Below are 26969 nucleotides of genomic sequence, written 5' to 3'. Positions count from 1 at the left end.
AAAACGCTTGGGAAGCGTCATCTGCTGCCAGCTCGCGCGACGTTAAGGGACGACGACGGCGTCGGGAACCTCCGCGGAAGCTACGCCCTCGCGAACCTTCTTGCCCCGGACATAGCCCACGATTCCCAGGGCCAGGATGCAGCAGAGCGTCCCCAGGGCGAATGCTTCGAATGTGAACTGTGAAACACCCCAGGCCGTGTCAAAGTCGTACGTCAGGCCGAAGAGCATGTCCAGCGTTCCCGGGAAGATGGCCACCCACGAGCCGATCAGGATCCAGGCGAAGCAAATGGCTCCCATGAGGCGGAAAACGGCATCGGAGACTGGAACTTTGAAGGGACGCTCCGCGAGCGGGTACTTGCTGCGCAACCGCACTGCTGCCGGAATGGCAAACAGGTAGCTGAGCAGGAAAGTGGAGATCGCGATGGTCAACACCACCTGGAACAAGGCGCTGCTGGTCCCGCTCAGCTGCATCGCCGCGAACATGAAGAACGTGGCGACTACGCCGGAGAGCGTGTTCACGCGGATGGGTGTGCCGAGCTTGGGGTGGAAACGGCCAAAGAAGCCCCCGAAGAACGAGCCGTCCGCGGCCGCCATGGCCTGCATGCGGTCGCTGATGATCATCCACGCAGCACCCTGCGAAACCAAGATGAAGCAGAAGACCACCGCCGAAACCGCCAGCATGGCCTGTGCCGCGGCACCAAACACGGAATACACCGTGGCTACGGCGCCGAAGAGCCCACTGATGCCCGTAATCTGGTCCAGCGGCACCACCAGCAGGATCGCAAGGATCGGCAGCAGGTAGCTCGCCGCCGCGATCATGGAGGAACGGGCCACCGAAATCGGCACGTCCTTGGCCGGATTCTTCATTTCCCCGGCAGCGCTGTTGCCGGATTCAAAGCCCAGGAATGAGAACAGCAGGAGCGGTGTGACGCCCAGGAAGCCAGCCAAGGTGGGCGAGAAGAACCCCAGATCCAGTCCGTTGAATCCGTGCTGCAGCCCGTAGACCAAGGTGACGATGATGAAGAAGGTCAGGAAGACCACCTTGAGGATGGCGCCAAGGGAGGGCAGCCATTTGCCTCGCTTGAGGCTGATGATTGCGGACGTCACGGTGATCCAGATGAACGCCAGTTTGAAGAGGTAATCCCCGACGCCGCCCGCTTCAACGTGCCCCACATACTCGGACCAGGTCTCCACTGCGACGAAGGACATTGCGCCGCCCACCCAGACCGGTTGGGTGACCCACGTGAACAATGATGTGATGGCGGCAACCGCCCGGCCATAGGCCATCTTGGTCCACACGTAGACTCCGCCTTCCTCAGTGAAGGCTCCGCCTGTCTCGGCGAAGATGAGGCCATACGGAATCAGGAAGGTGATGGAGAGGATCAGGGTCCAAGTGAAGGTCTCCCCGCCGAATCCCGATACCTGTCCGAGGACCTCCACCGAGATGACCGCAGCGACCACTAAGAGAAGGATGTCGAAGCGGCCCAGTGATTTTTGCAGATGTTTGCTTTGTTCTTGGGCAAGGCTCGTTGAAGCTGTTTGCTGATCCATGATCGGTCCTTTGCTACGACTCTGGTTTGCGTTAGTGCAGAAGGGAGGAGACGGCGTCGCTGGCCCGGTTGTAGACCGCGCGACCTCCCGCGAGGGTCAACTCAACGCCGATTCCGCCCAGTCCGGCTGCCTCGGTGGCGTAGGGATCGGCGTCGAGCACCACAAGATCGGCGGCGAGTCCTACCCGCACGGCTCCCCGCTCCGCATCGAGGCGGTTGGCCCGCGCTGCTCCCGTTGTGTATGCAGCGAGCGCGGCTCCGAGGGTGATGGCTTCTCCGGGCAAGAGCGGTTCGTGCTGGGAGCGGAAATCACCGGCGTGCGGATCGGCAGGCGGGGCCGTGCGGTTCACGGCGGTGTGGATGCCCCACAGTGGGTCCGGGCTGGAGACCGGCCAGTCGCTGCCGATTGCCAGCGCGACGCCGGCGCGACGAAGAGTTTCGAAGGCAAAATGGACCTGTTGATGGGCCTCGTCAAGGTAGGGCAGCTTGGTCTCCACCAGGACCGGATCCATACGCGCCCACAATGGCTGGATGTTGGCGATCGCCCCCGTTTGCGCGAAGCGGCTCACATCAGCGGGATCCACCAGGTCAAGATGGGCGATCTGATGGCGAGGGTCCCAGCCCTCCCTTCGCGGCAGGTCCAAGGCGCTGACGCAGTCGCGGACCGCTTGATCGCCCACGGCATGCAGATGAAGATCAAAGCCTTCCGCGTCAACGGCCGCGGCGATCCGTGCGAGTTCGGCCCGCTCGATCAGGCTCATCCCCCGCTCGCGCGGATGGCCCCGGTAGGGCCTGGTCATGGCGGCGGTGAGATTCTCGCAAACGCCATCCACCATAATCTTCACTGCGGTCGCACGGAAGCCCCCGGTGGCCCGGGCCCGGCGGGTCTTGAACAGTTCCAATTGCTCGATGCCCTGGTCACGGTCCCACCACAGCGCTCCGGTGACGGTGCCGCTGAGCAGTCCCTCATCTTCAAGGGCCAGGTAATGCTCGAACGAATCAGGCATGCCGAGGGCCTGCCCGACGGCGGCATCCTGCCAAGCGGTCACCCCAAGGGAGTGCAGATAGGACTGCGCCGCGAGAAGTGCCGCGCGGATGTGCCGTTCGTCCGGGTCCGGGATGAGGGACGATACGAGATCGGCGGCGTGCTCGATGAGCATGCCCGTTGCTTTTCCGGAGCCGTCGCGGGCGATAATACCGCCGTCAGGGTTGGGAGTGCTATCGGTTATCCCTGCCAGGTCCAGCGCCTTTGAGTTCACCCAGGCACCGTGTCCGTCATGGCTGATCAGGAACACCGGGCGGTCCGGGACAAGTTCGTCCAGCAGCGCGCGGTGCGGGAAACCGCCGTCGAACACGTCCCCGTACCATCCGGCACCCGTTATCCATTCCGCTCCAGGTTTGGCGCTGGCGTACTCCGCAATCAGGGTGCGGTAGCCCTGCAGGGAGTGGACCCCGCCGAGGTCGCAAGAAAGCATCTGCAGTCCTCCCGCGATCGGGTGAACGTGGGCGTCTTGAAAGCCTGGCAGCAGCGCCTTCCCTGCGAGGTCAACCAGTTCGGTGGCGGGACCGCGCCAACTTGCGGCGTCGGCGCCGAGGGCCACGATTTTGCCTCCGGCCACCGCAACGGCGTCCGTGTATGGGCGGGACGGGTCCATGGTGTGGACGGGTCCACCGCTGAAGATCCAATCTGCGTGGGTCATGGCATTACTTTCGAAGGGGCGGGCTCATGTGAACCTGAGTTGAGACGCACCAGGGAGGGTGCGATGCGCGCGAGGACAATGTACGCCAAGCCGCTGACGCTGAGTCCGACGAGCCAAGCGATGTCGATTCCGCCCATGGCTTCGGCAATCGCGCCCGTGTAGAAAGGCGTCGCCATGAAGGGGATCTGGGCGAGGACGCCGATGGCGAAGACCATCAGGGAACCGGCATTCCAGCGACCGTAGCGGCCGCCATCCGCGGCGTAGAACTCATCCACGGCGTACGATCCGTGCCGAATGATGTAATAATCCACCAGGTTCACTGCGGACCACGGAATGAGCACGTAGAGCAACACGCTCAGGAAGCTGAAGTAGGAGGAAGCGAAGCTGGTGGCCGCAGCCAGGGCCAGCACGACGCCTAGTATGTGCAGCACCACGGAAGTCACCAGGCGGGCTTTTGCGCCCGGGCGCCAGCCACTGACGAAGGTCTCCACGAACGTCAAGGCACACAATGCGCTGCAGTAGGCATTCACGGAGTTGCCCGCGGCGGCCACCAGGGCGAAGCCCACAAGGACCACTGCGCCGAGCACGGGCCCCAAAATGCCGTTGAGACCGGACATGGTGCTTGCCCCGTGGACCGCCAGGCCGACGCCGGATCCAAGCACCATCAGTAGGGCACTGGACAGGACGCAACCCAGATAGGTTCCCCAGAATGCGCCCCGTGTGCCGGATTTGGCAGGCATGTAGCGGGAGTAGTCCGAGACATAGGGAGCGTAGGTCAACTGCCAGACGATGCCGATAGCCAGCATGGCCAGGAAGCCGGTCCAGGTAAATTCGCCTTGGTTCAGCTGCCCCCAGAAATCACCGTTGGAGAGCAGCGCAGCGAAAGACACCAGCACCAGTGCACCGACGATGTAGGCGCCCAGCGCAGTCACTTTGCGCACCAAGTTGTAGCCGAAAGCAGCGATCACGAAGCTGAGAAGGGCACAGCCGATGATCATGGCAGGTCCGCGGGCCTCAGGAAGAAGGGCAGAGATCGAATCGGCGGAGACAATCAAGTTCGAGGAGAAATATCCCACGAACATCAAGATTGCGACGAGCACGATCAAGGCCGCTCCGCGCGAACCGAACTGGCCGCGTGCCTGGAGCATCTGGGGTACCCCCAACTGCGGTCCTTGCGCCGCGTGCAGGGCCATGCCGATTCCGCCGAGCGCGTGGCCCAGGAGGATCGCGATGATGGAGCTCAGCATTGGCAGGCCGAGGAGCGTGGTAGCAGTGGCGCCAGTGACCACGGTCAGGGGCGTCATGTTCATACCGAACCAGATGGTGAAGAGTTCCCGGGACCGTCCGTGGCGGGCGTCTTCGGGGATGGGTGCAATGGACTCTTGTTCGATCTCAAAGAGTTGTGAACGGAGCATGGATTTCATGGCATGTGTCCTGACGAGGGAGGAAGGAGAAGTGCAGACGTTGGCGGACCGGCAGTTCCCCCGGATTCGTTGCCTGGCATTGCCCGCTGTCGAGACCCAGCGTAGGCGTGTGAGTTGCATCACGTAAACAATGGAATCTCGATGTAGATCATCTGTAATGCAGATGCAGTAGGCGGAGCACCCCGGGCTGCTAGCCGAATTGAATCCACGTGGTCTTGGGCGCCGTGTAGTTGTCGAAAGCATGGAGCGAGAGATCTCGTCCAAAGCCGGATTGCTTGAAGCCGCCAAAGGGAGTGGTGTTTCCCAACGCGTCCACTGTGTTCACGGAAACAGTCCCGGCCAGCAAATCGCCGGCCACCCGATGCGCCCGGGACAGGTCGGAGGTCCACACGGAGGCGGCAAGCCCGTAATCGGTAGCGTTGGCCAAGGCCACAGCTTGGTCCTCGGTGTCGAAGGGATGCAGCACCGCCACTGGACCGAAAATTTCCTCACGGTGCACATCGTGGTCTGCAGGGAGTCCACCCAGCAGAGTGGGCTCCAGGTACGCGTCGGAACCGGAGATCTCCCGCCTTGCGCCGCCGAAAAGCACCTCCCCTTCGGCGCGCCCGCGCACAATCCACCCCTCGACGTCGTCGGCGTGCGCGCTGCTGATCAGCGCACCATTACCCTCCAAACCCGCCAGCGGGTCCGCCGGCGAATAGGCGGCTGCAGCGCCCGCAAGCAAGGCGGAGAACTCGTCATGGACCGCTCGCTGGACGAGGATGCGGGAGTTTGCCGAGCACACCTGGCCTTGGTTGTAGAACGCACCAAAGGCCGCCTTCGCGGCAGCCGCCTCAAGATCGGCCGTGTCCGCGAAGATGATGTTGGAACTCTTGCCCCCGGCTTCGAGGCTGAGCCGCTTGAGGTTGCTGCGCCCGGAGGCTTCGAGGAGGGTACGGGAGACGGCGGTGGATCCAGTAAACGCAAGGGCATCGACGTCCATATGATGCCCCAAGGCAGCACCCACTTCCCGCCCCGAGCCTGTCACGATGTTCAACACGCCATCGGGAAGGCCCGACTCCGTGGCCAGCTCGGCCAGGCGCAGCACGCTGAGCGAGGTCTGTTCCGCAGGTTTGAGCACGAGCGTATTTCCCGCCGCCAGCGCGGGAGCCAGCTTCCAGACGGCAATCTCCAGCGGGAAGTTCCACGGGACAATGGCGGCCACCACCCCCAGCGGCTCTCGCGTCACCAGGGCAGTAGCCCCTGCAGGCACCGCTGGAAGCTCGCCGCTCTGCTTGTCCGCCGCTTCCGCGTACCAGCGAAGCGTGGAAATCGCCCCGGGGACATCCACCGTAGTGGTCTGCAGAATCGGCTTGCCACTGTCCAAAGTCTCAAGCAGTGCCAGCTCGTCCGAGTGCCGCTCCATGAGGTCGGCTAAAGCCAGGAGGTGCGCCTTGCGGCCGGCAGCGCTTCTACGGGACCAATCAGGGAAGGCCCGGCGCGCGGCGGACACCGCACGGTCGACGTCGGCGGGAGTGCACGCAGCAAGCTCGGCCAAGACTCGGCCATCGGCCGGGCTCGTGGTGCGGCGGGACGGATGACCACCCGCTGCGCGTTTTCCGTCAATGAACGCCCGGCCGTCGATCGCCAAGGCGTCTGCCCGGCCATGCCAAGCGGAAGAAAAGGTAGTGGAGGTGTTCATCATGGCTCCTGTGGTTGAGGTTTTGCGGGTTGAGGTTTTGCGGGTTGGGGTTTCGCGGATAGGGGGAGCAAGGCCGACGCCGGGACAGCGGTACCGCGGGTCAGCCGGAGGGCCATCGAAGCACCCAAGAGGCACAGGAGCTCCACGGCAATGAGGCCGAGCATGGCAGCGCCATGGCCGGCGGCGGGGATGCCGCTAAAGCCGGCGGCGGGGGTGCTGCTGGAGCCGCCCCCGTGGTGGGACCCGGTTCCGGCGAACAGCAGCAACCCCAGATGGATCAGGATCATCGCAGCAGTCATGGCCCACAGATGCCCGGCCGCCCTGCCGGCACTGTGTTTGATTGAAATACCGTGTGTGATTGAAATACTCGGCCTGCTTGAAATACGGCGCACGCCGAACATGGGCACCGCACAAGTAAGGCAGGCCACCCCCATGGCTGCCATCCACCAGGCCATGGCACCACCGGGACCCACTGCGGCTGCGACCAAGTGGGCAACGGAGCTGGCAATCGCTGCGGTACAAACCACCGCGCCCGGAACCCGTGAGGACCCCGGGCGCAGGGAGACGACTCCACCGGTGCGCATACGGGTGAACTGGTTCATGGACCCTCCTGACTGCCAGCTGTTTTCAATCCGGCCCTTTACGTCTGGCCTGTGAGCTGGATAACATCAAAGCGTTGGTTGAACAGTTGTACCATCAAAATTCGACTTCAGGAAGTACCATGACTCTCCAGACAAGCCCTCCGGCCACCATGCAGACGCACCCTCTTGAGCAGCTTTCGGCCCACGAAATCCACGAAAGCCGCCGGATCCTGGCCGAGGCCGGGCTCGTGGCCGAAACCACCCGCTTCGCCTACCTCGGCCTCGTTGAACCGCCAAAAGACGCCCTGTACGGCGACTTTTACCGCGACTGCGCAGACCCCCTAGACGCCGGCCGCACCATCCGCGCGATGCTGTGGGACACATCGCTGTCCCGCTCCTTGGATGTTCGGCTCTCCCTGGCCACCGGAGAAGTCCTGCAACAGCGCGAACTGGACCCCGCCGTCGACGGCCAACTGCCCGTCTTGCTGGAGGAGTTCGGGATCATCGAAGACATCCTCGCGGACGATCCCCAATGGAAGGCCGCCCTGGCCTCCCGCGGCCTGGCTCCGGAGCAGGTCCGTGTGGCACCGCTCTCCGCGGGTGTTTTCGAGTACGAGGAAGAAGAAGGAAAGCGGCTCCTGCGAGGCCTGGGCTTCCGTCAAGACCACCCGGGAGACCACGCCTGGGCACACCCGATCGACGGGCTCGTGGCCTTCGTGGACGTCGAAAACCGGCGTGTGAACCACCTGATCGACGACGGCCCCGTTCCGGTCCCCGCAGTAAGCGGCAACTACACCGATCCCGCCATCCACGGCGAGCTCCGGACAGACCTGAAACCCATCGAGGTCATCCAGCCGGAGGGCCCCAGCTTCACGCTGGAAGGCAACCACTTGTCATGGCTCGGCTGGGACCTTCGCGTGGGTTTCGATGCCCGTGAGGGCCTGGTCCTGCACCAGCTCCACCACACCCACAATGGACGCCGGCGTCCCGTGGTCCACCGCGCGTCCATCTCCGAAATGGTGGTCCCGTACGGCGATCCTTCCCCGTACCGGAGCTGGCAGAACTACTTTGACTCGGGCGAGTACCTGGTGGGCCGGGACGCGAACTCGTTGCGGCTTGGCTGCGATTGCCTGGGCGACATCACGTACATGTCCCCGGTGGTCGCGGATGACTTCGGCAACCCACGCACCGTTGAAAACGGCATCTGCATCCACGAGGAAGATGCCGGGATCCTATGGAAGCACACCGACGAATGGGCCGGCTCCAACGAAGTACGCCGCAACCGCCGCTTGGTGGTTTCCTTCTTCACCACGGTGGGGAATTACGACTACGGCTTCTACTGGTACCTCTACTTGGACGGCACCATCGAATTCGAGGCCAAAGCCACCGGCATCGTCTTCACCGCCGCGCTGCCGGACAAGGAGTACGCCTACGCCTCGGAAATAGCGCCGGGCCTCGGAGCGCCGTACCACCAGCACCTCTTCAGCGCCCGGCTGGACATGTTCATCGATGGCCCCACCAACCGTGTGGAAGAACTGGACCTCGTGAGGCTCCCCAAAGGCCCGGGCAACCCGCACGGCAACGCATTCACCCAGCAACGCACCCTCCTGGCCCGCGAGTCCGAGGCTGTGCGTGGTGCCGATGGCGCCAAGGGCCGAGTGTGGCACATCAGCAACCCCAACTCGCTGAACTACTTGGGGCACCCCGTGGGCTACACCCTGTATCCGGAGAACAATCCCACGCTGGCCATGGCTGACGACTCCTCGATCGCCGCACGGGCGGCCTTCGCACGCCACCACTTGTGGGTCACGCACCACGCGGAGGAGGAGCGCTATGCGGCGGGCGACTTCGTCAACCAGCACCCGGGCGGCGCCGGGCTGCCCGCCTACGTCGCCCAGGACCGCGGCATCGACGGTGAAGACCTGGTGGTGTGGCACTCCTTCGGCCTCACACATTTCCCGCGTCCCGAAGATTGGCCCATCATGCCCGTGGACACGACAGGCTTCACCCTGAAGCCGCACGGCTTCTTCGACGCGAACCCCACACTGAACCTGCCGCCGTCGGCGTCGGGACACTGCGTCGCGGCCAATCCGCCGGGAGCGGGCAACGAAACCGGCCACTGCGGGCACTGACCCGGGCAGCACGCGACGCTGCGGGGGCCGGGCGTGGTTCCGGTCTCCGCAGTGGTAGTGTGCACACGATCCTGCCTACGAACATGAGGAGCACCATGCCGCGGCTGGTCGACCACGAGGAGCGGCGCCGCTCGATTATCGAGACCACCTGGCGCCTGATTGCCGGGCAGGGCATCGAGAACGCGAGCATGCGGGACATCGCCCGGGAATGCGGCTATGCGGCTCCCGGCGTGCTGGCCTACTACTTCCCCAACAAGGACGCGCTGCTGCTGGCCGCCTACCAACTGATCTGCGAGCGCACCAACGAAAGGATCATCGCCACTACCCGCGGCCGCCGCGGCCTCGCGGCTTTGCGGGGCCTGTGCCTGGAGATCATTCCGGCGGACCCGCTCACCGTGGTGGAGGCGCGCGTGGCGGTGTCCTTTTGGCAGCGGGCGCAAACAGAGGAAGCTTTGCGGACGGTAGGGCGGGAGGCGCTGCTGTATTGGCGCGGCCTGGTGATGGGTTTCCTCGCGGAAGCAGAGCACGACGGCGAATGCTCCCCTTTGGCGGATCCGGATGCGGTGGCCGACGAGCTACTGAATATCATGATGGGCCTGCATGTGACTTCCATGCTGGACCCGGAAGCGGTCACGGGTTCTCGTCAGCGCCACTTGGTGGAGCGCGCATTGGGACGGCTTACCCGCGCCGGCTAAGCGCTCCCGTGCGCGGCCGCCACCTGATGCCGCACTGCCTGGGCCACAGCGCGCAGCCTGGCCGTGGGCCGTTGCGAGCGAAGGTGCGCCAGGACGGTCCGAAGTTCGGGGACGTCGTCCTTGATGGCGACGGCGGCGACGTGCCCACCGTCGTACGTCAGCCCATGCTGCGGCCGCTGGTGAAGTATCGAATAGCCGTGGCCGTTGGCCACGAAAGTGCGCACGGTCTCGTAACTTGCCGAACGGAATCTGACGTCCGGTTCCACGCCTGCTCCCCGAAGGATTGACAGCATCAGCTCGCGTGTATGCGGCAAGTCCAGCAGCACGAACGGTTCATCGCGCAATTCGGCGAGCGCCACGTGCGGGCGGCCGGCCAGGGGGTGCTTCGGGGGCAAGGCCACGTATGGCCGCGCCGCATCGACCGCCGTCACGGCAAGGCCGTCCGGGAGTCCGAGGTCGTAGCAGAGCGCCAGGTCTGCCTGCCCGCTCAGCAGGGCGGCAGAGCACCCCGCGGCATCGGCTTCAGTAACGTCGAGAACCAACTTAGGGTGCTCTGTCCGCAGTCTGCCCAGCAATCCTGGCAACAGAAAGGGCGCCAAGGTGCTGAAGCAGGCCAGGCGTACCCGGCCCTCCACGCTGCGCTGCTCCCCCCGCGCGTGGTCCAACGCCTCTTCCAGGTGCGCCAACACGGCCTGCGCATCCCGGAGGAACAGTTCGCCGGCTGGTGTCAGTACCAACCCCTTGGAGCGTTGCCGGATGAAGAATTGGGAGCCGATGTGCCGTTCGAGCTGTGACACCGCGGCGGAAACAGCGGATTGCGCGACGTTGAGCCGCCCAGCCGCCCCGGTCATGGACAGCTGGCCCGCCGCCTCCACGAAATAGCGCAATTGGGTAAGCGTGACGTCCATGGCACCAGCATAGCTGGATCATCTGCAATTCAGATGCCATTGAGCAGATTTATTCGCTATGCAGATGCAGGTTCGTCCCGTGAGAATTGGATCATTCGTCAACATGCTCGAAAAATAGGAGATTGACATGTCAAGCCAAGAGGTTGAAGTCCTCGTCGTCGGCGCAGGCCAGGCCGGGGTTGCGATGAGCGAACATCTGAGCGAACACGGCATATCGCATCTCGTTCTGGAGCGCCACCGCATCGCCGAACGGTGGCGCTCAGAGCGGTGGGACTCCCTGGTTGCGAACGGCCCGGTCTGGCACGACCGTTTTCCCGGCCTGGAGTTCAGCGACCTTGAGCCGGGCGCTTTCGCGTCGAAGGAACAGGTCGCAGATTACTTCGTCACCTATGCGGAGAAAATCGGTGCGCCGATCCGCTGCGGTGTCGAGGTGACGTCCGTGCGCAGGAACGTCGGTGCAGCTGGTTTCCTCGTGGAGACATCGGACGGAAACTTCGACGCTCGCTACGTCGTGGCAGCGACGGGGCCGTTCCAGCGCCCGGTGATCCCCGCCGTCGTTCCCGACGCCGCCGACCCCGTGCAAATCCACTCCAGTTCCTACCGCAACCCGGGACAACTCCCGGAGGGCGCTGTTCTGGTTGTCGGGGCTGGATCCTCGGGCGCGCAGATTGCTGCCGAAATCCAGCAGTCGGGCCGGCAGGTCTACCTCTCCGTAGGACCGCATGACCGTCCCCCGCGGAGTTATCGCGGACGGGACTTCTGCTGGTGGCTCGGAGTGCTCGGCAAGTGGGACGCTTCCACTCCCGCTCTGGGCGCGGAACATGTAACGATCGCGGTGAGCGGCGCAGACGGCGGCCACACGGTCGATTTCCGCGCCCTCGCCGCGAACGGCATCAAGCTGGTCGGCCGGACCGTTGCGTTCGACAACGGCACCATGCGCTTTGCCGAGGATCTCCGCACCAACATCGCCGACGGCGACGCCCACTATCTGGAGCTACTCGACGAAGCTGACGCGTACGTCGAGCGAAACGGCCTCGATCTCCCCGAGGAGCCCGATGCCCGCACCCGGCTGCCGGACCCGGAGAGTGTTACCGACCCCATCCTCGAACTCGACCTCGCGAGCGCCGGAGTCGCCTCGATCGTCTGGGCGACCGGCTTCGCCGTGGACTACAGCTGGTTGCAAGTGGACGCGTTCGACGAGAACGGCAAACCGCGGCAGCAGCGCGGAGTATCTTCCGAACCCGGCGTCTACTTCCTCGGACTGCCATGGCAGTCACGCCGCGGATCCAGTTTCATCTGGGGGGTATGGCATGACGCAAAATACATCGCTGACCAGATTGCGATCCAGCGGGGTTACCTTGCCCACAACGAACAGACCACGCTTGTGGCGATTGGAGCGCTCTGATGTCGACACACACCCGCATCCGCACGTTCAACACCAAGGACACCTACCCGGAGCAGAACCTGGACAACGATCTCTGCCAGGCCGTCGTCGCCAACGGTGTGGTCTACCTGCGCGGCCAGATCGGCCAGGACCTGGACACTCGCGAGTCGGTGGGCATCGGCGACGTCGAAGCCCAGGCAGACAAGGCCATGGCGAACATCAAAATGCTGCTTGAGGAGGCCGGCGGCACTCTCGAAGACATCGTGAAGGTCACCGTGTACTTGGTGGATCCCCGCTATCGCGAGACGGTTTACCGCACCATGGGACGCTGGCTCAAGGGTGTCTTCCCCGTTTCCACCGGCCTCGTGGTCAGCGCCTTGGCACGCCCGGAGTGGCTCGTGGAGATCGATGCCACCGCGGTGCTTTCCCCAGCGACAACAACCGGGGAGCCAGCATGACCTTCAGCATCGCCGCCACCGACGCGGCTGGTCGCTTCGGGATCGCCGTTACGTCCTCATCTCCCGCCGTCGCCGCCCGTTGCGCACACCTGCGCGACGGCGTGGGGGCCGTCAGCTCGCAAAACATCACCGACCCTCGGCTTGGCACGGCCGTGCTGGACGCCCTCTCAGCCGGAGCCAGCGCCGAAGAGGCGTTGACCGCGGTCGTGCGTGACTCTCCTGGCATCGACTACCGCCAGTTGGTAGTGCTCGACAGCAGCGGCGGTACCGCCGTGTTCAGCGGAGTACACACCTTGGGCACCTTCGGCGAAGGCCGCGGCCCCAACAGCGTTGCGGCAGGGAACATGCTCTCCGGTCCCGGTGTGCCGCAAGCGATGTGCGAGGCGTTCGAAGCGGCCGACGGCGAACTTGAGTCCCGCTTGCTTGCTGCCCTGTGTGCCGGGCTGGCCGCCGGCGGCGAAGCCGGACCTGTCTGCTCCGCCGGGATCAGCGTCGTGTCCGGCCACGGTTGGCGAGATACGGACTTGCGCGTGGACTGGCACGAGGACCCCGTGGCCGAGCTTGGCCGGCTCCTGGACGTGTGGCTCCCGCAGCGACAGGACTACGTTGTCCGGGGCCTCGACCCGGCAGCTTCGGTGGGCTACGGAGTCGCTGGCGATGACCGCTGAAGCCACCACGACGGCCCGGCCCCAGAGAGTCCGGGAACGCATCCTGGGCAGCATCGCGGCCCAGCTGCCCACGCTGATCGACTACTCAGAACGCCTTCACGCGAACCCGGAACTCGGCTGGCAGGAGCACCAGGCCAGCGAATGGACGGCCGAGCTCCTTGAACAACACGGCTTCACCGTGGAACGGGGCTACCTCGGTTTCCCCACAGCCCTGCGAGCCGTTTTCGGCAACGGCGGCCGGCGCATCGGCCTCATGGCTGAATACGATGCGTTAACCGGGCTCGGGCATGCCTGCGGGCACAACATCATCTCGGCCATCTCGGTGGGAGCGGCGATCGCACTGTCCGCGTTCGCCGTCGAGCATAACCTCACGGTGGAGCTGTACGGCACCCCGGCAGAGGAGGGTGGCGGCGGCAAGATCGAGCTCCTCAAGCGCGGCGCCTTCGCCGGCCTCGACCTGGCCATGATGGCCCATCCCAGCCCGGTGGACGCGGCTGAGGCCAAGCCGTTCGCCGTCGCGCACCACCACGTGTCCTACCGGGGAAAGTCCGCCCACGCCGCCGCCTATCCGGACCAGGGCGTCAACGCCAACGATGCCTTTGTTGTTGCCCAGGTTGCCCTCGGGATGCTGCGCCAACAACTGCGGCCAGGCACGCGGGTACACGGGATCCAGACCCGGGGCGGCGAAGCGCCCAACGCCATTCCAGAACGCACGGAAGGGCGCTGGTATGTGCGCGCCGAGTCGCTGGCGGAACTGGAAGTGCTCGAAGAGCGGGTGCGGCGTTGTTTCGAGGCCGGAGCGCTGGCGAGCGGTTGCGAACTGGAGATCGTCCCGGAGTCAGAACCATACTCGGAGTTCCGCACAGAGCACCGGGCGCTGCAGCTGTACATCCGGCACGCCGAATCCCTGGGCCGGCACTTCGACGCCCTGCCGGAGCAGGCCACCATGAACCGGGCCTCCACGGACATGGGCAATGTGTCCCAGCTGGTCCCGGCAATCCATCCTTATATCGGGCTTGGGTGCTTCCCGGCGGCCAACCACCAGCCTGAGTTCGCCGCGCACTGCGTCGGGGACGCCGCCAACCGAGCCATCCACGACGGCGCCGCCGCCCTTGCGTTGACGGCGCTGGACTATGTAGGACCTTCCGGAAGCGTGGAACCTTCCGGAAGCGTGGGACCTTCCGGAAGCGTGAGACTTCCCAACGATACGAAAGACAGGTGACCGCCGTGCCCAATGCCTCGGCGAGTGCAACCCGCACGGAACAGGACAGCCTCGGCAGCCGCGACGTGCCCGCCACAGCGTATTGGGGCATCTCCACCCTGCGGGCGTTGGAGAACTTCCCGGTGAGCGGACGCAGCGTCGGTTCATTCCGCAGCATCGTGTGGGCCTTCGGGGCCGTAAAGCTCGCGTCGGCCCGCGCCAACGAGTCCCTGGGCCTCTTGGATGGACGCCGATCGGCCGCCATCCAAGAGGCCTCCAGCGAGGTGATGGACGGGCGCTTTGACGACTCGTTCGTCGTGGATCGCATCCAAGGCGGCGCAGGTACCAGCACCAATATGAACGCCAATGAGGTGATCGCGAACCGCGCGCTCGAACTTCTCGGCCACGCCTTTGGAGACTATTCGGCTGTGGACCCGATCGACCACGTCAACCGGAGCCAAAGCACCAACGACACCTACCCGACGGCGGTGAAGCTTGCCGTGCACTGGGCAGTGGAGGAGCTCTGTGCTGAGCACGCGCTGTTGACGGACGCGTTCCGCGAGCGCTCCGACGCTTTCGCGGACATCATCAAGGTGGGGCGCACGCAACTGCAGGACGCTGTGCCGATGACGCTCGGCCAGGAATTCGGCGCCTTTGCCGACACCTTGGCAGAGGACCGCCTTCGCTTGCGCGAACTGCTCCCGCACTTGCTGGAGGTGAATCTCGGGGCAACGGCCATCGGGACAGGCATCACTGCCCCTCCCGGCTACCGGCCCGCCGTCGTACGGGAACTGGGGGACATCACCGGACTGGCAATAGTGAGCGCCGGAAACCTCGTGGAGGCAACCTCGGACACCGGAGTCTTCCTCCTGGCCTCGGGGGTGCTCAAGCGCGCGGCCGTCAAGCTCTCCAAGATCTGCAACGACCTTCGGCTGCTCTCTTCGGGACCGCAGGCCGGGTTCGGAGAAATCTCGCTACCGGCCGTGCAGGCAGGTTCCTCGATCATGCCCGGCAAAGTGAACCCGGTGATACCCGAAATGGTCAACCAGGTGGCCTACCGGGTAGTGGGCGCCGATTCGACCATCACCATGGCTGCGGAGGCCGGGCAACTTCAGCTGAACGCCTTCGAACCCRTCATGGCCGATGCCCTGCTGGAGTCCCTCCAATGGATGACCGCGGCTTGCCGGCTGCTGCGCGAACGCTGCGTAACGGGGATCGAAGCCAACGAACCGTTGCTCCTGCGCAGGATGGCCGAATCGCTCAGTGTGGTCACCGGCCTCACCCCGTTGCTCGGATATGCCACGGCGGCTGGCCTGGCCAAGGAGGCCCTCGCCACGGGGCGGCCGATCACCGAGCTGGTTCGCGAGCATGGCATTCTCGACGAACGCCAGCTGAGCGCAGCCTTGTCCCCTGCCACATTGGCCGGACTGTAGAAGCCAACCCTCGCGCGGCTAACCCTCGCGTTAACGAGCGCACGACGGCGGGACTCACCTCGCGCGGGGGTTCGCGGGGTTAGCGCACCTTCCGCACGGCCAGAGTGGTGCAGACCATGAACGCCAGGACCGAGCCCAGGAGCAGGAGCAGCGGCGGCGTCCAGGAATGGGTGCTGTCGTGGACGAAGCCGACGACGCTCGGCGCGAGGGCCGCCACACAGTATCCGACCCCTTGCACGACGGCGGACATCCGGGCAGCCATCCCCATGTCCGTGGCCACCCTGATGATGGCGCTGAAGATCACGGTGAAGCCGCCGCCCTGCGCGATACCGGCAAGGACGGACCACAGCCACCAGAGTGATGGAGCAAGCAGCAGGCCTGCGGGGACGGTCGCCCAAAACAGGCCCAAGGTGACGGTGACCGCCGTCGGGCTCCAGTATTTGGAGAGGACGGGTACTCCAAGGGCTCCGACGATCGCGAGGATCTGGAAGATGGAAGAGCCGGCGCCGGCCTCGGTGGCGGACATGCGCAGGGTGTCGTTGAGGAAACTCGGCAGCCAGGTAGTTACGCCGTAATAGGAGAATGCCTGGCCCGCGAAGCCGATGGTCAGTCCAGTCGTGATCCAGGAGGCCCCCCGCCGGCCGGCCACCAACGCCGAAGTGGGTGCTTCGGGGCGGCAAGGAAAGAAGACGCGACGGGGGCCGAAGGCAAATGCCCACGTCACCATGGCCGCAATCGTCAGGATTCCCACGGAAGCCAGGGCCAGCCGCCAGCCGAAGAGTTCGGCAAGCGGAGCAGTGACCACGGACGTCAGGAAGGCGCCAACATTCAGGAAGGCTGAGTAGAGGCCCATCGCCGTGCCTTGACGCCTGGGGGACACATCGCGGCGGATGATGAGCGGCACGCAGATATTGCCCACGGTGATCGCAATACCAATCACCACGGTGCCGAGCAGCACGAGGGCCGGTGTTCCCACGGAGCGCAGGGCCACTCCGGCGATCACTCCCAGCAGGGTCAGCGTGATGGCAAACTCGGCACCGAATTTTCGCCCGGCCAGGGCCGCCAATGGCGAGGCCAGCGAGAAACAGAGCACGGGAATGCTTGTGAGCAAGCCCAGCACCACCGGCGGGAACCCGAGTTCGGCTTGCATGGTGTCCAGCACCGGAGCCACGGCAACGATTGGCGCCCGCATGCTCAAGGAGATCAAGGCAACACAGGCAAGCACGATCCAACTGCGGGGAATCCGCCCAAAGAACGGGGCCTTCATAGGACTGGGGTGCTGAAAGTAGCCATCACTTTCATTGCTATCACGGCGTGCCGGGGCGGAACGCCATAAGACGCGCATTAGCCCGTTGCTTGGAGCGTGGCTTCAATCACTGCCGGGGACAAAACGTGCTGCGTGACCATCTGGCTCGCGCCGAGGATTGCCGCCTGGTCGCCCGCCATCGAGATGCCGATGCGCAGATGCGAAGTCGCCAGGGGCAGGGAACGCCGATAGACCACTTCACGGATGCCAGCCACGAGGTGTTCACCGGCCTCTCCCACGCTGCCGCCGATCACGATCATCGAAGGATTGAGCAGGTTCACCACGGTTGCCAGGACGTCGCCGACGTCGCGTCCTGCTTGCCGGAGCGCTTGGATGGCCTGGAGGTTTCCGTCGGCCACGAGCCGCAGCACGTCGCCGCCATTGGTGGCCTCTAAGCCTAGGGTTTGCAGTTGGCGCGCGACGGCGGGCCCGGACGCGAGCGCTTCGAGGCAGCCGTAGTTCCCGCAACGGCACAAGACGTCGTCTCCCCGGGGAACCCTGACGTGGCCGAGGTCTCCGGCAGTGCCGTTGGCGCCGCGCTGCAGCTCGCCGCTGCTGATGATGCCCGCGCCGATGCCCGTGGCAATTTTGATGAAAAGCAAATTGTCGTGGTCAGGCCAATACGCAGTGCGTTCGCCCAAGGCCATGATGTTGACGTCGTTGTCCACCAGGACCGGAACCGGGAGCGAGCGCTGCATGTAACGGACCACGTCGAACCCGTCCCAGCCGGGCATGATCGGCGGCTTGATCGGCCTGCCGGTGTCATGTTCCACCGGACCGGGCAACCCGATTCCGATCCCAGCCAGGTCCTCGAGGCCACGGCCGGCGTCGGCGAGGAGCTCACGCCCTTCCTTCACCACCCTGCCGAGGACCACATCGGGACCGTCCGCGACTTCCTGCGTCAGGCGGCGCTCGGCCAGGACTGCTCCCCCGAGGTCGGTGACGGCCACGATCACGTGCGTCGCTCCGACGTCGACCGCCAGGACAACGCGGGCAGCCGGGTTGAAAGCAAAGCGCGACGGCGGCCTGCCGCCACTGGAGCTCGCCTCGCCGGCCGGGCCCACGAGACCGGAGTTCATGAGGGCATCGATGCGCGAGGCGACGGTGGAGCGTGCCAGTCCCGTGGTGATGGCGAGTTCGGCCCGGGTCCGTGCCTGGCCGTCGCGAAGAAGCTGGAATAGATCTCCTGCACGCGAAAGGCTCCCGGCGTCCGGTACGGAGCCGTCTTTACCGGGGTCTTTGACGGGTGCAGAGGTCATGCATCAGTGATAGCACGATTGCTTATGCGTGTCACGAAACAAAAGATTGTCGATTGATTTTCAACTTTTGCTTGCTCATCGGCAAAAGTCCGCATAGGTTGTTTGTGAGAAGGGTCACGTAGCCTACAAGGCCACGCTGACACTCAGAGACTCCGTTGACGAAGAGGTAACTGATCTTGTCCAGCCACTCACAGGCAGCAACACCGCTAGGATCACTGCAGCCCCTCGGCGTTGGCATCCTTGGCGCCGGCCCGGTCACCCAAGCAATCCACCTGCCCTCCCTGGCCCGGCTCCGGAACATCCTGGAAGTCCGCCACATCATGGACGTCGACGCCGCAGTCGCCGAATCGGTCGCAGCCCGCGTCGGCGCCAAACACAGCACCAGCATGGACGCGCTCCTGGGCGATCCCGACGTCGACGTCGTGGCCATCTGCAGCCCCCACCAGTTCCACGCAGACCAGGTCATCGCAGCATGCCGCGCCGGAAAGAAAGCCGTCCTCTGCGAAAAGCCCTTTGCGATGAGCGGCGAGGAGGCCGCACGAATTTCCGCGGTTTCGGCCGAGACCGGTGTACCGATCATCGTGGGCGCCATGCACACTTTCGATCCCGGCTGGCTCACAGCCGAGGCCAACTGGGGCGATCTCCCCGAAACCGCCCACACCATCCGTTCCTCCATCGTTCTCCCGCCCAATGCCCGCTTCGAAGACTTCGCCACCGAAATCATCACCCGGCCAGCCAGCGGCACCCCGGACTACCGCGACGTCGAAGTCGTCAAGAACGCCCTCCGCGGCGGAATCATGGGGCTCGCCATCCACGACCTTCCACTGGTGCGACGCTTCACCCCGGATTTCGAAGACCTCGAAGTCCTGCAGGCGCGCCATGTCCGCCCCTTCGGCTACGTGATTTCGCTTCGTTCCGGAAAACAGGGCGCAGGCGAGCGGATTATCGAACTGAGGGCAGCCATGAACAAGACGTGGAAGCCCGAATGGACTTTCGAAGCGATTTCGGACGATTCAGCCCTCCGCGTGGACTTCACTCCCTCATACGTGCAGGCGGGATCCGCCGTCGCAACCATCACCCGCGGCACCACGAGCACCACCTACGGGCCGTACGAGCACAACGGCTATGAGGGTGAGTGGCGGGAACTCGCCCAATTGGCCCTCGGAACCAAGCAACCACCAGCCGCGGAAAGCCTGATCAACGACCTCACGTTCGCGATCGCCATCGCAGACGCCACGGTGGATGTCGCCGCGGCCGAATACGCCAACAGCCATGCAGGAGCCCACTCATGAGCGCCCAGTACACTGTCACAGCCACCCCACAGGCCGAAGAGAACGGCGCTGTGGAACTCGCCGTCGCCTCGCTGCCGGTGAGCTTCGGTCCCGCCAGCGAAGCCTCCGCGACGGCTGGCGACGCCGCACAAATTTCCGCTATCGACGGTGCCGCGGGCTGGACCACCGAGGCCATCAAAGCGATCGACGGCGGAGCGCTGGGCATCGTCGTGGTCAACGCGGTCCCGGAAAACACCGCCGCCCTGCTCGACGCCGCTGAAGCAGCCGGCGTCGCCGTTGTGCCGGACCAGCGCTGGGCGTCCAACCCGGGACTCGCCGGAGCCGAAGAGGCAGTCCGCTCGGTAGCCGGACGCGCCGCCATGCTGGACACCGTCGCCACGGCCGCGGCAGGAACGGATCCGGAACGGCTGCTCACCGAGCACCTCGCCGCCGTCGTACGTGTCACCGGTCAACTGGACGCGCTTCTCGTCCTGCGCCGAGGCACGCACGGTTACACGGTTTCCGGTCGGCTCGCCAATGGTGCTCCAGTTTCGCTCCAGGGCGTCCTGAGCAATTCCCGGCCCGCCGGCGTCGACTTCCGGCTCTACACCGACGACGGCGGTGTCAGCATAGCGGTCCCCGAACCGCTTGCTGCCTGGCCGGCGGAAGTCCGTGCGACCGGACCCCAAGGGGAAATCCTCCTGCCCACGCTTTACGAATCCGCCCACCGTGCCACGTGGCGCCGGCTCAAGGAACACCTCGACGCCGGAACTCTCCCTTCCGATCTGACCGGCTTTGCACGGCTGACGGAATCGATCGCGCACCTCTACTGAACCCGCATTTCTCCTCGGCAACCGACCCGCAATAACGCAGCACCACAGCAATCATTCGCCTTCTCGACGACGAGCCGGACCGCACAAACGCGAAGACCACGCAGCGGTCCCGAAAGGAATCATCATGAATGTTAAGTCCGAAGCCAGCCACAATTTCTCCCGCCGAGGCTTCCTCGGCCTCACGGCAGCGGCAGCGGCAGTCCCGTTGCTCGCGGCCTGCGGCGGCGGCTCCAGCTCAAGCTCCGCCGGCGGCATCAAATTCTGGGACATGCCGTGGGGCACCCCGGCCTATAACGATGACGCGAAGAAGATCACTGAGGGCTTCTCGGGGGCCAACAGCAAGGCCAGCTACCAGACCATCCAGTGGAACAACTTCTACCAGACCTTCTCCTCGGCCATCGCCTCCAAGACCGGCCCCGCGGTGTCCACCGGTGGTGGCTTCCAGGCGTTTCAGTTCGAGCAGCAGGGCCAGATCGCCTACGCGGACAAAGTTATCGACGCGCTGAAGAAGAACGGGCAGTTCGACGACTTCCTTCCCGGCGTGCTGGAACCCTTCAAGTCGGACAAAGGCTACGTCGCTGTTCCCTGGCAGCTGGACATGCGTCCGCTGTGGTACCGCAAGTCCCTGTTCGACCAGGCTGGCGTTGGCGTTCCGACCGACTGGCCCAGCCTGCTCGAGGCCGGTAAGAAGCTCAAGAGCATCGGTGCCGTTGGCTTCGCTACGGGCTCCGGCGCGGGCAACAACATCGGCAATCACTTGATGATCATGATGATGATCAACAACGGTGGTGGGGTCTTCACGAAGGATGGCCAGCTGGACGTCATGAACGACCGCAACGTCGAAGCCATCGAGTTCTTGCTCGAACTGGTCTCCAACGGTGTCATCGACCCCGCTGCGGTCAGCTACACCACGGACAACCTCGATGCCCAGTGGAAGGACAGGAAGAAGGCCGCTTTCGGCATGTATGTGCTGGGGTTGCCGCAGCGCGTCGGCGACACCTCCGGAGACCTCCTGGTGGCAAGCCCATTGGCAGGTCCGCACGGTGACAAGGCCGCACTGGTGTTCCCGAACAACATCATGATGTACAAGAACACCCCCTCCCAGGAGGCCTCCGAGGCGTTCCTCGTGTACTACCTCGGCCAGCTCAAGCAGCTGTGGCAGCAGAAGCTCATGAACGCGCTGCCGGTCTTCAAGTCCATCACCGAACTTCCCGAGTTTGCCAGCGATCCCAACAACGTCAAGATCGTCAAGGAATACCAGCCGATCGCGAAGACCTTCGCCGCGCAGGGATCCTCCCTTAACGCGAACCTCGCAGTCCTCGATGGCGGCCAGGCACTGAACCAGTTCACCCAGACCATCCTCACGGGCAAGACCGACGCGAAGTCGGCACTCACGGCCTTCCAGACCGGTCTCCAGTCAGTCCTCAAGAAGTAAAGCCGTCACGATGTCATCCACCACAGCACAGTCCGGCCTGGCCCGGGCCCGCCGGGGGCTTGCCCCTGGCGGGCCCGGGGGCGGGTCCCTGAACCACCCCGGCAACGTGAACCGCAAGAGCAAACTGTCGAGCCAGACCCGCCGGACCTTTTTCTGGCTCCTCCTGCCCTCCATCGTCCTGCTCATCCTGATCAACGGCTACCCGCTGATCTACGCCGGCGTCCAGGCAACCCACGACGGCTCCCTGATCGATACCGGCAACTTCGTCGGCGTCGACAACTTTGCCACCGTCCTGTCCTCGCCCGCCTTCTGGAAAGCCGCCCAGTTCACCCTGTGGTTCACCATCGTCGGTGTCTTCGGCTCCTGGCTGGTCGGCCTGGGCCTAGCCCTGCTCCTGCGCACCAAGATCCCGGCCGGGGGAACCTTCAAGGTCCTCCTCCTGCTGCCCTGGGTGGTGCCGATCGTGGTGTCCTCCACCGCCTGGAACTGGCTCGTGGCCACCCCGGACAGCCTCATCCCCTCCATCTTCCGCAACCTCGGACTGGGCACGCCCCTGTTCCTGGCGGACCCGCACCTCGCCGCCGTCATGGTCATGGTCTTCAAGGTCTGGGTCAGCTTCCCCTTCATGATGATGATGATCTCCGCCGCACTGGCCTCCGTAGACACCACCGTCTACGAAGCCGCCAGCATGGACGGTGCCAGCAAATGGCAGCAGTTCACCCAGATCACCCTGCCGATGATCGCCCGTTCCACCTACATCAGCTGGATCCTGATGACGATCTTCTGCGTGAACGACTTCCCCACCATCTACCTCCTCACCGGCGGCGGCCCCGTGGACGCCACCACCTCCCTCGTGGTGCTGGCCTACCGCAGCGTCTTCCAGGACTTCCAGACCGGAACCGGCGTCGCCATCGCCTTCCTTATGACCCTCACCCTCGTCCTCGTGTCGGTCTTCCTGTACCGCCAGATCCGAAAGTCGAGCGTCGAATAATGAGCGCAGTACTCCACGCACATCCGGAATCAGGACCCGCCCTCGGCGTCGCAGGTCCTGAAAAATCCCGCCGAGTCCTCTCCGAAGCGGGCATGCAAGGACGCTGGTGGCGCTTCGTCCTGATCCTGGCCATCACCGCGATCGTCCTCGTCCCGATCATGGTCACCGTGGTCCTGGCCCTCACCCCGGGCCCGAACAGCACCGCCACCGGCCTGACCTTGGAAAACATCACGGGTGTCTTCTCCAAGACCTTGGCCGGCACCTGGCTGACCAACAGCCTCATCACTACGCTGTCCACCGTGATCGTCTCCGTCGCCGTCGCTGCACCCGCCGGCTACGTCCTCTCCCGCGGCCGCTCCAAGGCAGTCTCCGGTTACTCCCTGCTGCTGTTCGTCATGCAGTCCCTGCCGATCATCACTTCCGTGGTGCCGCTGTTCATCCTCTTCGCGGGGATGGGGCTCGTGGACAACCTCCTCGGCCTGATCATCATCTACGTCGGCTCGACAATGACCGTGGCCACCTGGATGATGGCGGCATACTTCGACTCCATTCCGGTCAGCCTCGAGGAGGCCTCATGGATCGACGGCTGCTCCGTGTTCGGATCGTTCACCAAAGTGGTGCTCCGCAATTCCCTGCCCGGCATCTTGTCCACGGCCATCTTCGCGTTCCTCCTGGCCTGGAACGACTACCTCGTCGCGATCGTGTTTCTGCGCTCCAACGAGATCTTCACCCTCCCCGTGGGCGTGCAGTCCTTCTTCCAGCAAAACCTCACCGACTGGTCCGGCGTCATGGCACTCGCTGTCGTCATGATGCTCCCGCCGATCATCGTCTTCGCCACCTTGAACAAATACTTCAGCGTCGGCGGCATCGGCGGATCCCTCGCCGGCCGCTAACCGAACCTTTTTCACGCAACTGACAACGCAAAGGAAAACCATGTCCTACTCCATCCAGCTGTACACCCTGCGCAATGCCCTGCAGGAAGATCTGCCGGGCACCATCAAGAAGGTTGCCGAGATCGGTTTCACGCAGGTTGAACCCTACAACTTCGTCGCCACCGCAAAGGAGCTCGGCGCCGCACTCAAGGAGAACGGGCTGACCGCCCCGTCCGGCCATGCGCCCCTGCTGAGCCAAGACCAGGACGAGATCTTCGCCGCCGCGAAGGAACTGGGCATCTCCACGGTCATCGACCCGTACCTGCCTGCCGAACACTGGCAGAACGCCGAGGACATCCAGGCCACAGCCGCCAAGCTCAACGCCGCCGCGAAGAAGGGCGCCGCATACGGCATCCGCGTCGGCTACCACAACCACGCCTGGGAACTCGAGTCCATCATCGAGGGCCAGACCGCCCTGGAGTACTTCGAACGCCTCCTCGACCCGGAACTCGTGCTCGAAGTCGACACCTACTGGGCATCGGTCGGTGGCCAGAACCCCGTGGAGCTGCTCGCCCGCCTCGGTGACCGCGTGAAGTTCATCCACATCAAGGACGGCCCCGGCACCACCGACACCAAAGCCCAGCAGCCGGCCGGCCAGGGCACCATCCCGGTGCTCGACGTCGTTGCTGCCGCCGCGTCGCTGGAAGTGGGCGTCGTGGAGTTCGACGACTACGCCGGAGACATTTTCGAAGGCATCGCCGAGAGCCTTGCCTTCCTCCAGAACAACGCAGCACAGGACGTGAACGCATGAGCGCCGCTACGCACCAGTCCACCCCGTCCTCCCGCCGTGGGCCCGTGGGCGTCGCGGTCATCGGCGCCGGGAACATCAGCAAGGCCTACCTGGACAACTTGACGGTCTTCCCGGACCTGAAGGTCCACGTCATCGCCGATCTGTTCGAGGAAGCCGCGGAAGCGCGGGCCAAGGAATACGGCATCCCCGAGTGGGGCGGCGTGGACGCGGCACTGAACCACCCCGACGTCGAGATCATCGTGAACCTGACCATCCCGGCTGCGCACGTCGAGGTGGCCACGGCTGCCGTGAACGCCGGCAAGCACGTCTGGACCGAGAAGCCGTTCTCCCTGGACCGCGAATCCGGCCTGACCCTGCTGAAGACGGCCGACGCCGCGGGCATCCGCCTGGGCTGCGCGCCGGACACCTTCCTGGGCGCCGGGCTGCAGACGGCCCGCCGGATCATCGAACGCGGTGACATCGGCACCCCGTTGACGGCCCTGACCATGTTCCAGACCCCGGGGCCGGAGTCATGGCACCCGAATCCGGCGTTCCTCTTCCAGCAGGGTGCGGGTCCGCTCTTCGACATGGGCCCGTACTACATCACCGCCTTGGTCCAGGCCTTCGGCTCGGTGAGGCGCGTGGCCGCCGTCGGGTCCAAAGCCAAGGAGACCCGCGTGGTCGGTTCCGGGCCCAAGGCCGGCGAGGAATTCGCCGTCGAGGTCCCCACGCATGTCAGTGCCATGCTCCAGTTCGAGTCCGGGGCCTCCTCGCACAGTGTCTTCAGCTTCGAGTCCCCCCGCCTGCGGATGGGCTTCGTGGAGATCACCGGTACCGAGGGCACGCTCGAAGTGCCGGATCCGAACTACTTCGACGGCGACCTCAAGCTGTGGCGTCCGGGAGCCGAAGAAGCGGAAACCATTCCCGCCACGGGACCGGCCAACGGCCGCGGCATGGGCGTGCTGGACATGGCCCGGTCCCTGCGCGCCGGTGTCCCGCACCGCGCACAGGGAGCGCTCGCCTACCATGTGGTCGATACCTTGGTTTCGATTTCCGAGTCCGCCGAAACCGGCACCTTTGTTGGCGTCGACAGCTCCGCCGTGACATCCCAGGCCCTCCCCGAGGACTGGGACCCGATGGCCGCCACCCTCTAGGAATCAGTCATGACTAGCTCCATCCCTACCCCCACCAACCCTCACACTGGCGACCCGGGTAAGAAAACCCTGGGTGTTGCCGCGATCGGCTACGCGTTCATGGGCAAAGCCCATTCCAATGCGTGGCGGAACGTGGCCAGTTTCTTCGATGTCCCGGCCTTCGAGCAGAAAGTGCTCGTGGGCCGGGACCCGGAACAGGTTGCCCAGGCCGCGGCGAAGTACGGGTGGAGCGAGTCCGCCACCGACTGGCGCCAGGTCCTGGAACGCGATGACATCCATATCGTGGACATCTGCGCGCCGGGCTGGATGCACGCGGAAATCGCCATCGCGGCGCTGGAAGCGGGCAAGCACGTGCTCGTGGAGAAGCCCCTCGCCAATACCCTGGCCGAGGCCGAAGCGATGACGGAAGCCGCGCGCACCGCCCGTGCGCGCGGCATCCAGTCCATGATCGGCTTCAACTACCGCCGCGTCCCGGCCCTGGCCTTGGCCCGGGAGCTGATCGCCGAGGGCAGGCTGGGCACCGTCCGGCACGTCCGGGCCTCGTACCTTCAGGACTGGCTGGTGGACGCCGAGTCGCCCATGACGTGGCGGCTGAACAAGGAAACGGCCGGGTCCGGGGCGTTGGGCGACATCGCCTCCCACGCAATCGACCAGGTCCTGTTCCTGCTCGGGGACACGGTCACCGAGGTCTCAGGCCGGCTGCACACCTTCGTGGACAGCCGCCCGGGCGCGGACGGTCCGGAACAAGTAACGGTCGACGACGCCGCCTGGGCCACGCTGACCCTCGCCTCCGGGGCGATCGCCTCCGTGGAAGTCTCCCGCATGGCGACGGGCCGGAAGAACTCGCTCACCATGGAAATCTACGGAGACAAAGGCTCGCTGCTCTTCGACCTGGAATCCATCAACGAACTCGGCTTCCTCGACGCCACCCTTCCGATCCGCGAGCAGGGCTTCCGCCGCATCCTCGTCAACGAACCCGAACACCCCTACATGGGTGCTTGGTGGCCGCAGGGCCACGTGATCGGCTGGGAGCACACCTTCACGCACGAAATCCGCGACTTCCTGGCCGCCATCGACGCCGGGACCCCGCCGTCCCCGTCGTTCGAGGACGGACTCGCCGTCCAGCGGGTGCTGGCCGCCATCGAAGAATCCGCCGACGCCAAGAGCGCCATCATCCAGGTCGCCGGTCACTGACCACCCACTGAAAACCGCCGGCCTGCCGGCTTCACCCTCCCCCGAAAAT

At 64.9% G+C, this 26969-nt stretch carries 23 protein-coding genes; 15 read left to right on the top strand and 8 right to left on the bottom strand.

Annotated features, from left to right (window positions below):
- Nucleotides 1-42 precede the first annotated feature (42 nt).
- From AC1DLO_RS14235 to AC1DLO_RS14215, 5 genes are all read right to left on the bottom strand, one after another.
- Nucleotides 43-1551: an APC family permease gene (locus AC1DLO_RS14235; protein ID WP_476891234.1), complete on the bottom strand. Its 1509-nt coding sequence runs from the start codon at nucleotides 1549-1551 to the stop codon at nucleotides 43-45.
- Between the two features lie 31 nt (nucleotides 1552-1582).
- The gene (locus tag AC1DLO_RS14230) at nucleotides 1583-3250 is read right to left on the bottom strand and encodes an amidohydrolase (protein ID WP_476891233.1); all 1668 of its coding nucleotides are present in this window, start codon (nucleotides 3248-3250) and stop codon (nucleotides 1583-1585) included.
- A complete protein-coding gene (locus AC1DLO_RS14225) occupies nucleotides 3247-4674 on the bottom strand; it encodes a purine-cytosine permease family protein (protein WP_476891232.1) in 1428 nt (475 codons plus the stop codon). The genes AC1DLO_RS14230 and AC1DLO_RS14225 overlap by 4 nt, the downstream gene beginning before the upstream one ends.
- A 190-nt stretch (nucleotides 4675-4864) precedes the next feature.
- Nucleotides 4865-6358: an aldehyde dehydrogenase gene (locus AC1DLO_RS14220; RefSeq protein WP_476891231.1), complete on the bottom strand. Its 1494-nt coding sequence runs from the start codon at nucleotides 6356-6358 to the stop codon at nucleotides 4865-4867.
- The gene (locus tag AC1DLO_RS14215) at nucleotides 6355-6957 is read right to left on the bottom strand and encodes a hypothetical protein (protein WP_476891230.1); all 603 of its coding nucleotides are present in this window, start codon (nucleotides 6955-6957) and stop codon (nucleotides 6355-6357) included. Before AC1DLO_RS14215 ends, AC1DLO_RS14220 begins: the two co-directional genes overlap by 4 nt.
- A gap of 119 nt (nucleotides 6958-7076) precedes the next feature.
- On the opposite strand from AC1DLO_RS14215, the gene AC1DLO_RS14210 reads away from it, so the two are divergent.
- Together AC1DLO_RS14210 and AC1DLO_RS14205 are read left to right on the top strand one after the other, a co-directional pair.
- Nucleotides 7077-9068, top strand: coding sequence for a primary-amine oxidase (locus AC1DLO_RS14210; RefSeq protein WP_476891229.1), 1992 nt, complete (start codon nucleotides 7077-7079; stop codon nucleotides 9066-9068).
- An 83-nt stretch (nucleotides 9069-9151) separates the two neighbouring features.
- Nucleotides 9152-9763 carry a TetR/AcrR family transcriptional regulator gene (locus AC1DLO_RS14205; RefSeq protein ID WP_476891228.1) on the top strand — a complete coding sequence of 204 codons (612 nt, stop codon included), beginning with the start codon at nucleotides 9152-9154 and terminating at the stop codon, nucleotides 9761-9763.
- Here the strand turns inward: AC1DLO_RS14205 and AC1DLO_RS14200 are convergent.
- Nucleotides 9760-10671 (bottom strand): LysR family transcriptional regulator, encoded by a 912-nt coding sequence (locus AC1DLO_RS14200; protein ID WP_476891227.1) that lies wholly within the window; start codon nucleotides 10669-10671, stop codon nucleotides 9760-9762. The genes AC1DLO_RS14205 and AC1DLO_RS14200 overlap by 4 nt on opposite strands.
- Nucleotides 10672-10798: 127 nt before the next feature.
- On the opposite strand from AC1DLO_RS14200, the gene AC1DLO_RS14195 reads away from it, so the two are divergent.
- From AC1DLO_RS14195 to AC1DLO_RS14175, 5 genes are read left to right on the top strand one after another with little or no spacing between them, the layout of a single operon-like run.
- Nucleotides 10799-12076: a flavin-containing monooxygenase gene (locus AC1DLO_RS14195; RefSeq protein ID WP_476891226.1), complete on the top strand. Its 1278-nt coding sequence runs from the start codon at nucleotides 10799-10801 to the stop codon at nucleotides 12074-12076.
- Nucleotides 12076-12513, top strand: coding sequence for a RidA family protein (locus tag AC1DLO_RS14190; RefSeq protein WP_184741728.1), 438 nt, complete (start codon nucleotides 12076-12078; stop codon nucleotides 12511-12513). Before AC1DLO_RS14195 ends, AC1DLO_RS14190 begins: the two co-directional genes overlap by 1 nt.
- Complete coding sequence (locus AC1DLO_RS14185; protein WP_476891225.1) at nucleotides 12510-13181, top strand: DUF1028 domain-containing protein; 672 nt, start codon at nucleotides 12510-12512, stop codon at nucleotides 13179-13181. Before AC1DLO_RS14190 ends, AC1DLO_RS14185 begins: the two co-directional genes overlap by 4 nt.
- Complete coding sequence (locus AC1DLO_RS14180) at nucleotides 13171-14403, top strand: M20 family metallopeptidase (RefSeq protein WP_476891224.1); 1233 nt, start codon at nucleotides 13171-13173, stop codon at nucleotides 14401-14403. The genes AC1DLO_RS14185 and AC1DLO_RS14180 overlap by 11 nt, the downstream gene beginning before the upstream one ends.
- Nucleotides 14400-15815: an aspartate ammonia-lyase gene (locus AC1DLO_RS14175; protein ID WP_476914503.1), complete on the top strand. Its 1416-nt coding sequence runs from the start codon at nucleotides 14400-14402 to the stop codon at nucleotides 15813-15815. The genes AC1DLO_RS14180 and AC1DLO_RS14175 overlap by 4 nt, the downstream gene beginning before the upstream one ends.
- A gap of 79 nt (nucleotides 15816-15894) precedes the next feature.
- Here AC1DLO_RS14175 and AC1DLO_RS14170 read toward each other — a convergent pair whose 3' ends face one another.
- Together AC1DLO_RS14170 and AC1DLO_RS14165 are read right to left on the bottom strand one after the other, a co-directional pair.
- On the bottom strand, nucleotides 15895-17082 hold the full coding sequence (locus AC1DLO_RS14170; RefSeq protein ID WP_476891222.1) for an MFS transporter: 1188 nt from the start codon (nucleotides 17080-17082) through the stop codon (nucleotides 15895-15897).
- Nucleotides 17083-17159: 77 nt separating this feature from the next.
- Nucleotides 17160-18380, bottom strand: coding sequence for an ROK family transcriptional regulator (locus AC1DLO_RS14165; RefSeq protein WP_476891221.1), 1221 nt, complete (start codon nucleotides 18378-18380; stop codon nucleotides 17160-17162).
- Between the two features lie 170 nt (nucleotides 18381-18550).
- Between AC1DLO_RS14165 and AC1DLO_RS14160 the strand changes: the two genes are divergently transcribed.
- From AC1DLO_RS14160 to AC1DLO_RS14125, 8 genes are all read left to right on the top strand, one after another.
- The gene (locus tag AC1DLO_RS14160; protein WP_476891260.1) at nucleotides 18551-19672 is read left to right on the top strand and encodes a Gfo/Idh/MocA family protein; all 1122 of its coding nucleotides are present in this window, start codon (nucleotides 18551-18553) and stop codon (nucleotides 19670-19672) included.
- Complete coding sequence (locus AC1DLO_RS14155) at nucleotides 19669-20484, top strand: hypothetical protein (RefSeq protein ID WP_476891220.1); 816 nt, start codon at nucleotides 19669-19671, stop codon at nucleotides 20482-20484. The genes AC1DLO_RS14160 and AC1DLO_RS14155 overlap by 4 nt, the downstream gene beginning before the upstream one ends.
- 124 nt (nucleotides 20485-20608) lie before the next feature.
- Complete coding sequence (locus AC1DLO_RS14150) at nucleotides 20609-21919, top strand: ABC transporter substrate-binding protein (RefSeq protein WP_476891219.1); 1311 nt, start codon at nucleotides 20609-20611, stop codon at nucleotides 21917-21919.
- 10 nt (nucleotides 21920-21929) lie between these two features.
- Nucleotides 21930-22910, top strand: coding sequence for a carbohydrate ABC transporter permease (locus tag AC1DLO_RS14145; protein WP_476891218.1), 981 nt, complete (start codon nucleotides 21930-21932; stop codon nucleotides 22908-22910).
- Complete coding sequence (locus AC1DLO_RS14140; RefSeq protein WP_476891217.1) at nucleotides 22910-23803, top strand: carbohydrate ABC transporter permease; 894 nt, start codon at nucleotides 22910-22912, stop codon at nucleotides 23801-23803. The genes AC1DLO_RS14145 and AC1DLO_RS14140 overlap by 1 nt, the downstream gene beginning before the upstream one ends.
- A 40-nt stretch (nucleotides 23804-23843) precedes the next feature.
- Nucleotides 23844-24593 (top strand): sugar phosphate isomerase/epimerase family protein, encoded by a 750-nt coding sequence (locus AC1DLO_RS14135; protein ID WP_476891216.1) that lies wholly within the window; start codon nucleotides 23844-23846, stop codon nucleotides 24591-24593.
- A complete protein-coding gene (locus AC1DLO_RS14130; protein WP_476891215.1) occupies nucleotides 24590-25726 on the top strand; it encodes a Gfo/Idh/MocA family protein in 1137 nt (378 codons plus the stop codon). Before AC1DLO_RS14135 ends, AC1DLO_RS14130 begins: the two co-directional genes overlap by 4 nt.
- Before the next feature lie 9 nt (nucleotides 25727-25735).
- A complete protein-coding gene (locus AC1DLO_RS14125) occupies nucleotides 25736-26920 on the top strand; it encodes a Gfo/Idh/MocA family protein (RefSeq protein WP_476891214.1) in 1185 nt (394 codons plus the stop codon).
- Nucleotides 26921-26969: the final 49 nt, after the last annotated feature.

It is taken from the genome of Arthrobacter sp. 01T419 (assembly GCF_056398865.1).
This window is presented reverse-complemented; position numbering and strand designations above follow the sequence as displayed.

Bases quoted from the DNA above. Each gene is read 5' to 3' on its own strand.
- AC1DLO_RS14235 (WP_476891234.1), bottom strand. From the start codon at position 1,551: ATGGATCAGCAAACAGCTTCAACGAGCCTTGCCCAAGAACAAAGCAAA.
- AC1DLO_RS14230 (WP_476891233.1), bottom strand. From the start codon at position 3,250: ATGACCCACGCAGATTGGATCTTCAGCGGTGGACCCGTCCACACCATG.
- AC1DLO_RS14225 (WP_476891232.1), bottom strand. From the start codon at position 4,674: ATGAAATCCATGCTCCGTTCACAACTCTTTGAGATCGAACAAGAGTCC.
- AC1DLO_RS14220 (WP_476891231.1), bottom strand. From the start codon at position 6,358: ATGATGAACACCTCCACTACCTTTTCTTCCGCTTGGCATGGCCGGGCA.
- AC1DLO_RS14215 (WP_476891230.1), bottom strand. From the start codon at position 6,957: ATGAACCAGTTCACCCGTATGCGCACCGGTGGAGTCGTCTCCCTGCGC.
- AC1DLO_RS14210 (WP_476891229.1), top strand. From the start codon at position 7,077: ATGACTCTCCAGACAAGCCCTCCGGCCACCATGCAGACGCACCCTCTT.
- AC1DLO_RS14205 (WP_476891228.1), top strand. From the start codon at position 9,152: ATGAGGAGCACCATGCCGCGGCTGGTCGACCACGAGGAGCGGCGCCGC.
- AC1DLO_RS14200 (WP_476891227.1), bottom strand. From the start codon at position 10,671: ATGGACGTCACGCTTACCCAATTGCGCTATTTCGTGGAGGCGGCGGGC.
- AC1DLO_RS14195 (WP_476891226.1), top strand. From the start codon at position 10,799: ATGTCAAGCCAAGAGGTTGAAGTCCTCGTCGTCGGCGCAGGCCAGGCC.
- AC1DLO_RS14190 (WP_184741728.1), top strand. From the start codon at position 12,076: ATGTCGACACACACCCGCATCCGCACGTTCAACACCAAGGACACCTAC.
- AC1DLO_RS14185 (WP_476891225.1), top strand. From the start codon at position 12,510: ATGACCTTCAGCATCGCCGCCACCGACGCGGCTGGTCGCTTCGGGATC.
- AC1DLO_RS14180 (WP_476891224.1), top strand. From the start codon at position 13,171: ATGACCGCTGAAGCCACCACGACGGCCCGGCCCCAGAGAGTCCGGGAA.
- AC1DLO_RS14170 (WP_476891222.1), bottom strand. From the start codon at position 17,082: ATGAAGGCCCCGTTCTTTGGGCGGATTCCCCGCAGTTGGATCGTGCTT.
- AC1DLO_RS14165 (WP_476891221.1), bottom strand. From the start codon at position 18,380: ATGACCTCTGCACCCGTCAAAGACCCCGGTAAAGACGGCTCCGTACCG.
- AC1DLO_RS14155 (WP_476891220.1), top strand. From the start codon at position 19,669: ATGAGCGCCCAGTACACTGTCACAGCCACCCCACAGGCCGAAGAGAAC.
- AC1DLO_RS14150 (WP_476891219.1), top strand. From the start codon at position 20,609: ATGAATGTTAAGTCCGAAGCCAGCCACAATTTCTCCCGCCGAGGCTTC.
- AC1DLO_RS14145 (WP_476891218.1), top strand. From the start codon at position 21,930: ATGTCATCCACCACAGCACAGTCCGGCCTGGCCCGGGCCCGCCGGGGG.
- AC1DLO_RS14140 (WP_476891217.1), top strand. From the start codon at position 22,910: ATGAGCGCAGTACTCCACGCACATCCGGAATCAGGACCCGCCCTCGGC.
- AC1DLO_RS14135 (WP_476891216.1), top strand. From the start codon at position 23,844: ATGTCCTACTCCATCCAGCTGTACACCCTGCGCAATGCCCTGCAGGAA.
- AC1DLO_RS14130 (WP_476891215.1), top strand. From the start codon at position 24,590: ATGAGCGCCGCTACGCACCAGTCCACCCCGTCCTCCCGCCGTGGGCCC.
- AC1DLO_RS14125 (WP_476891214.1), top strand. From the start codon at position 25,736: ATGACTAGCTCCATCCCTACCCCCACCAACCCTCACACTGGCGACCCG.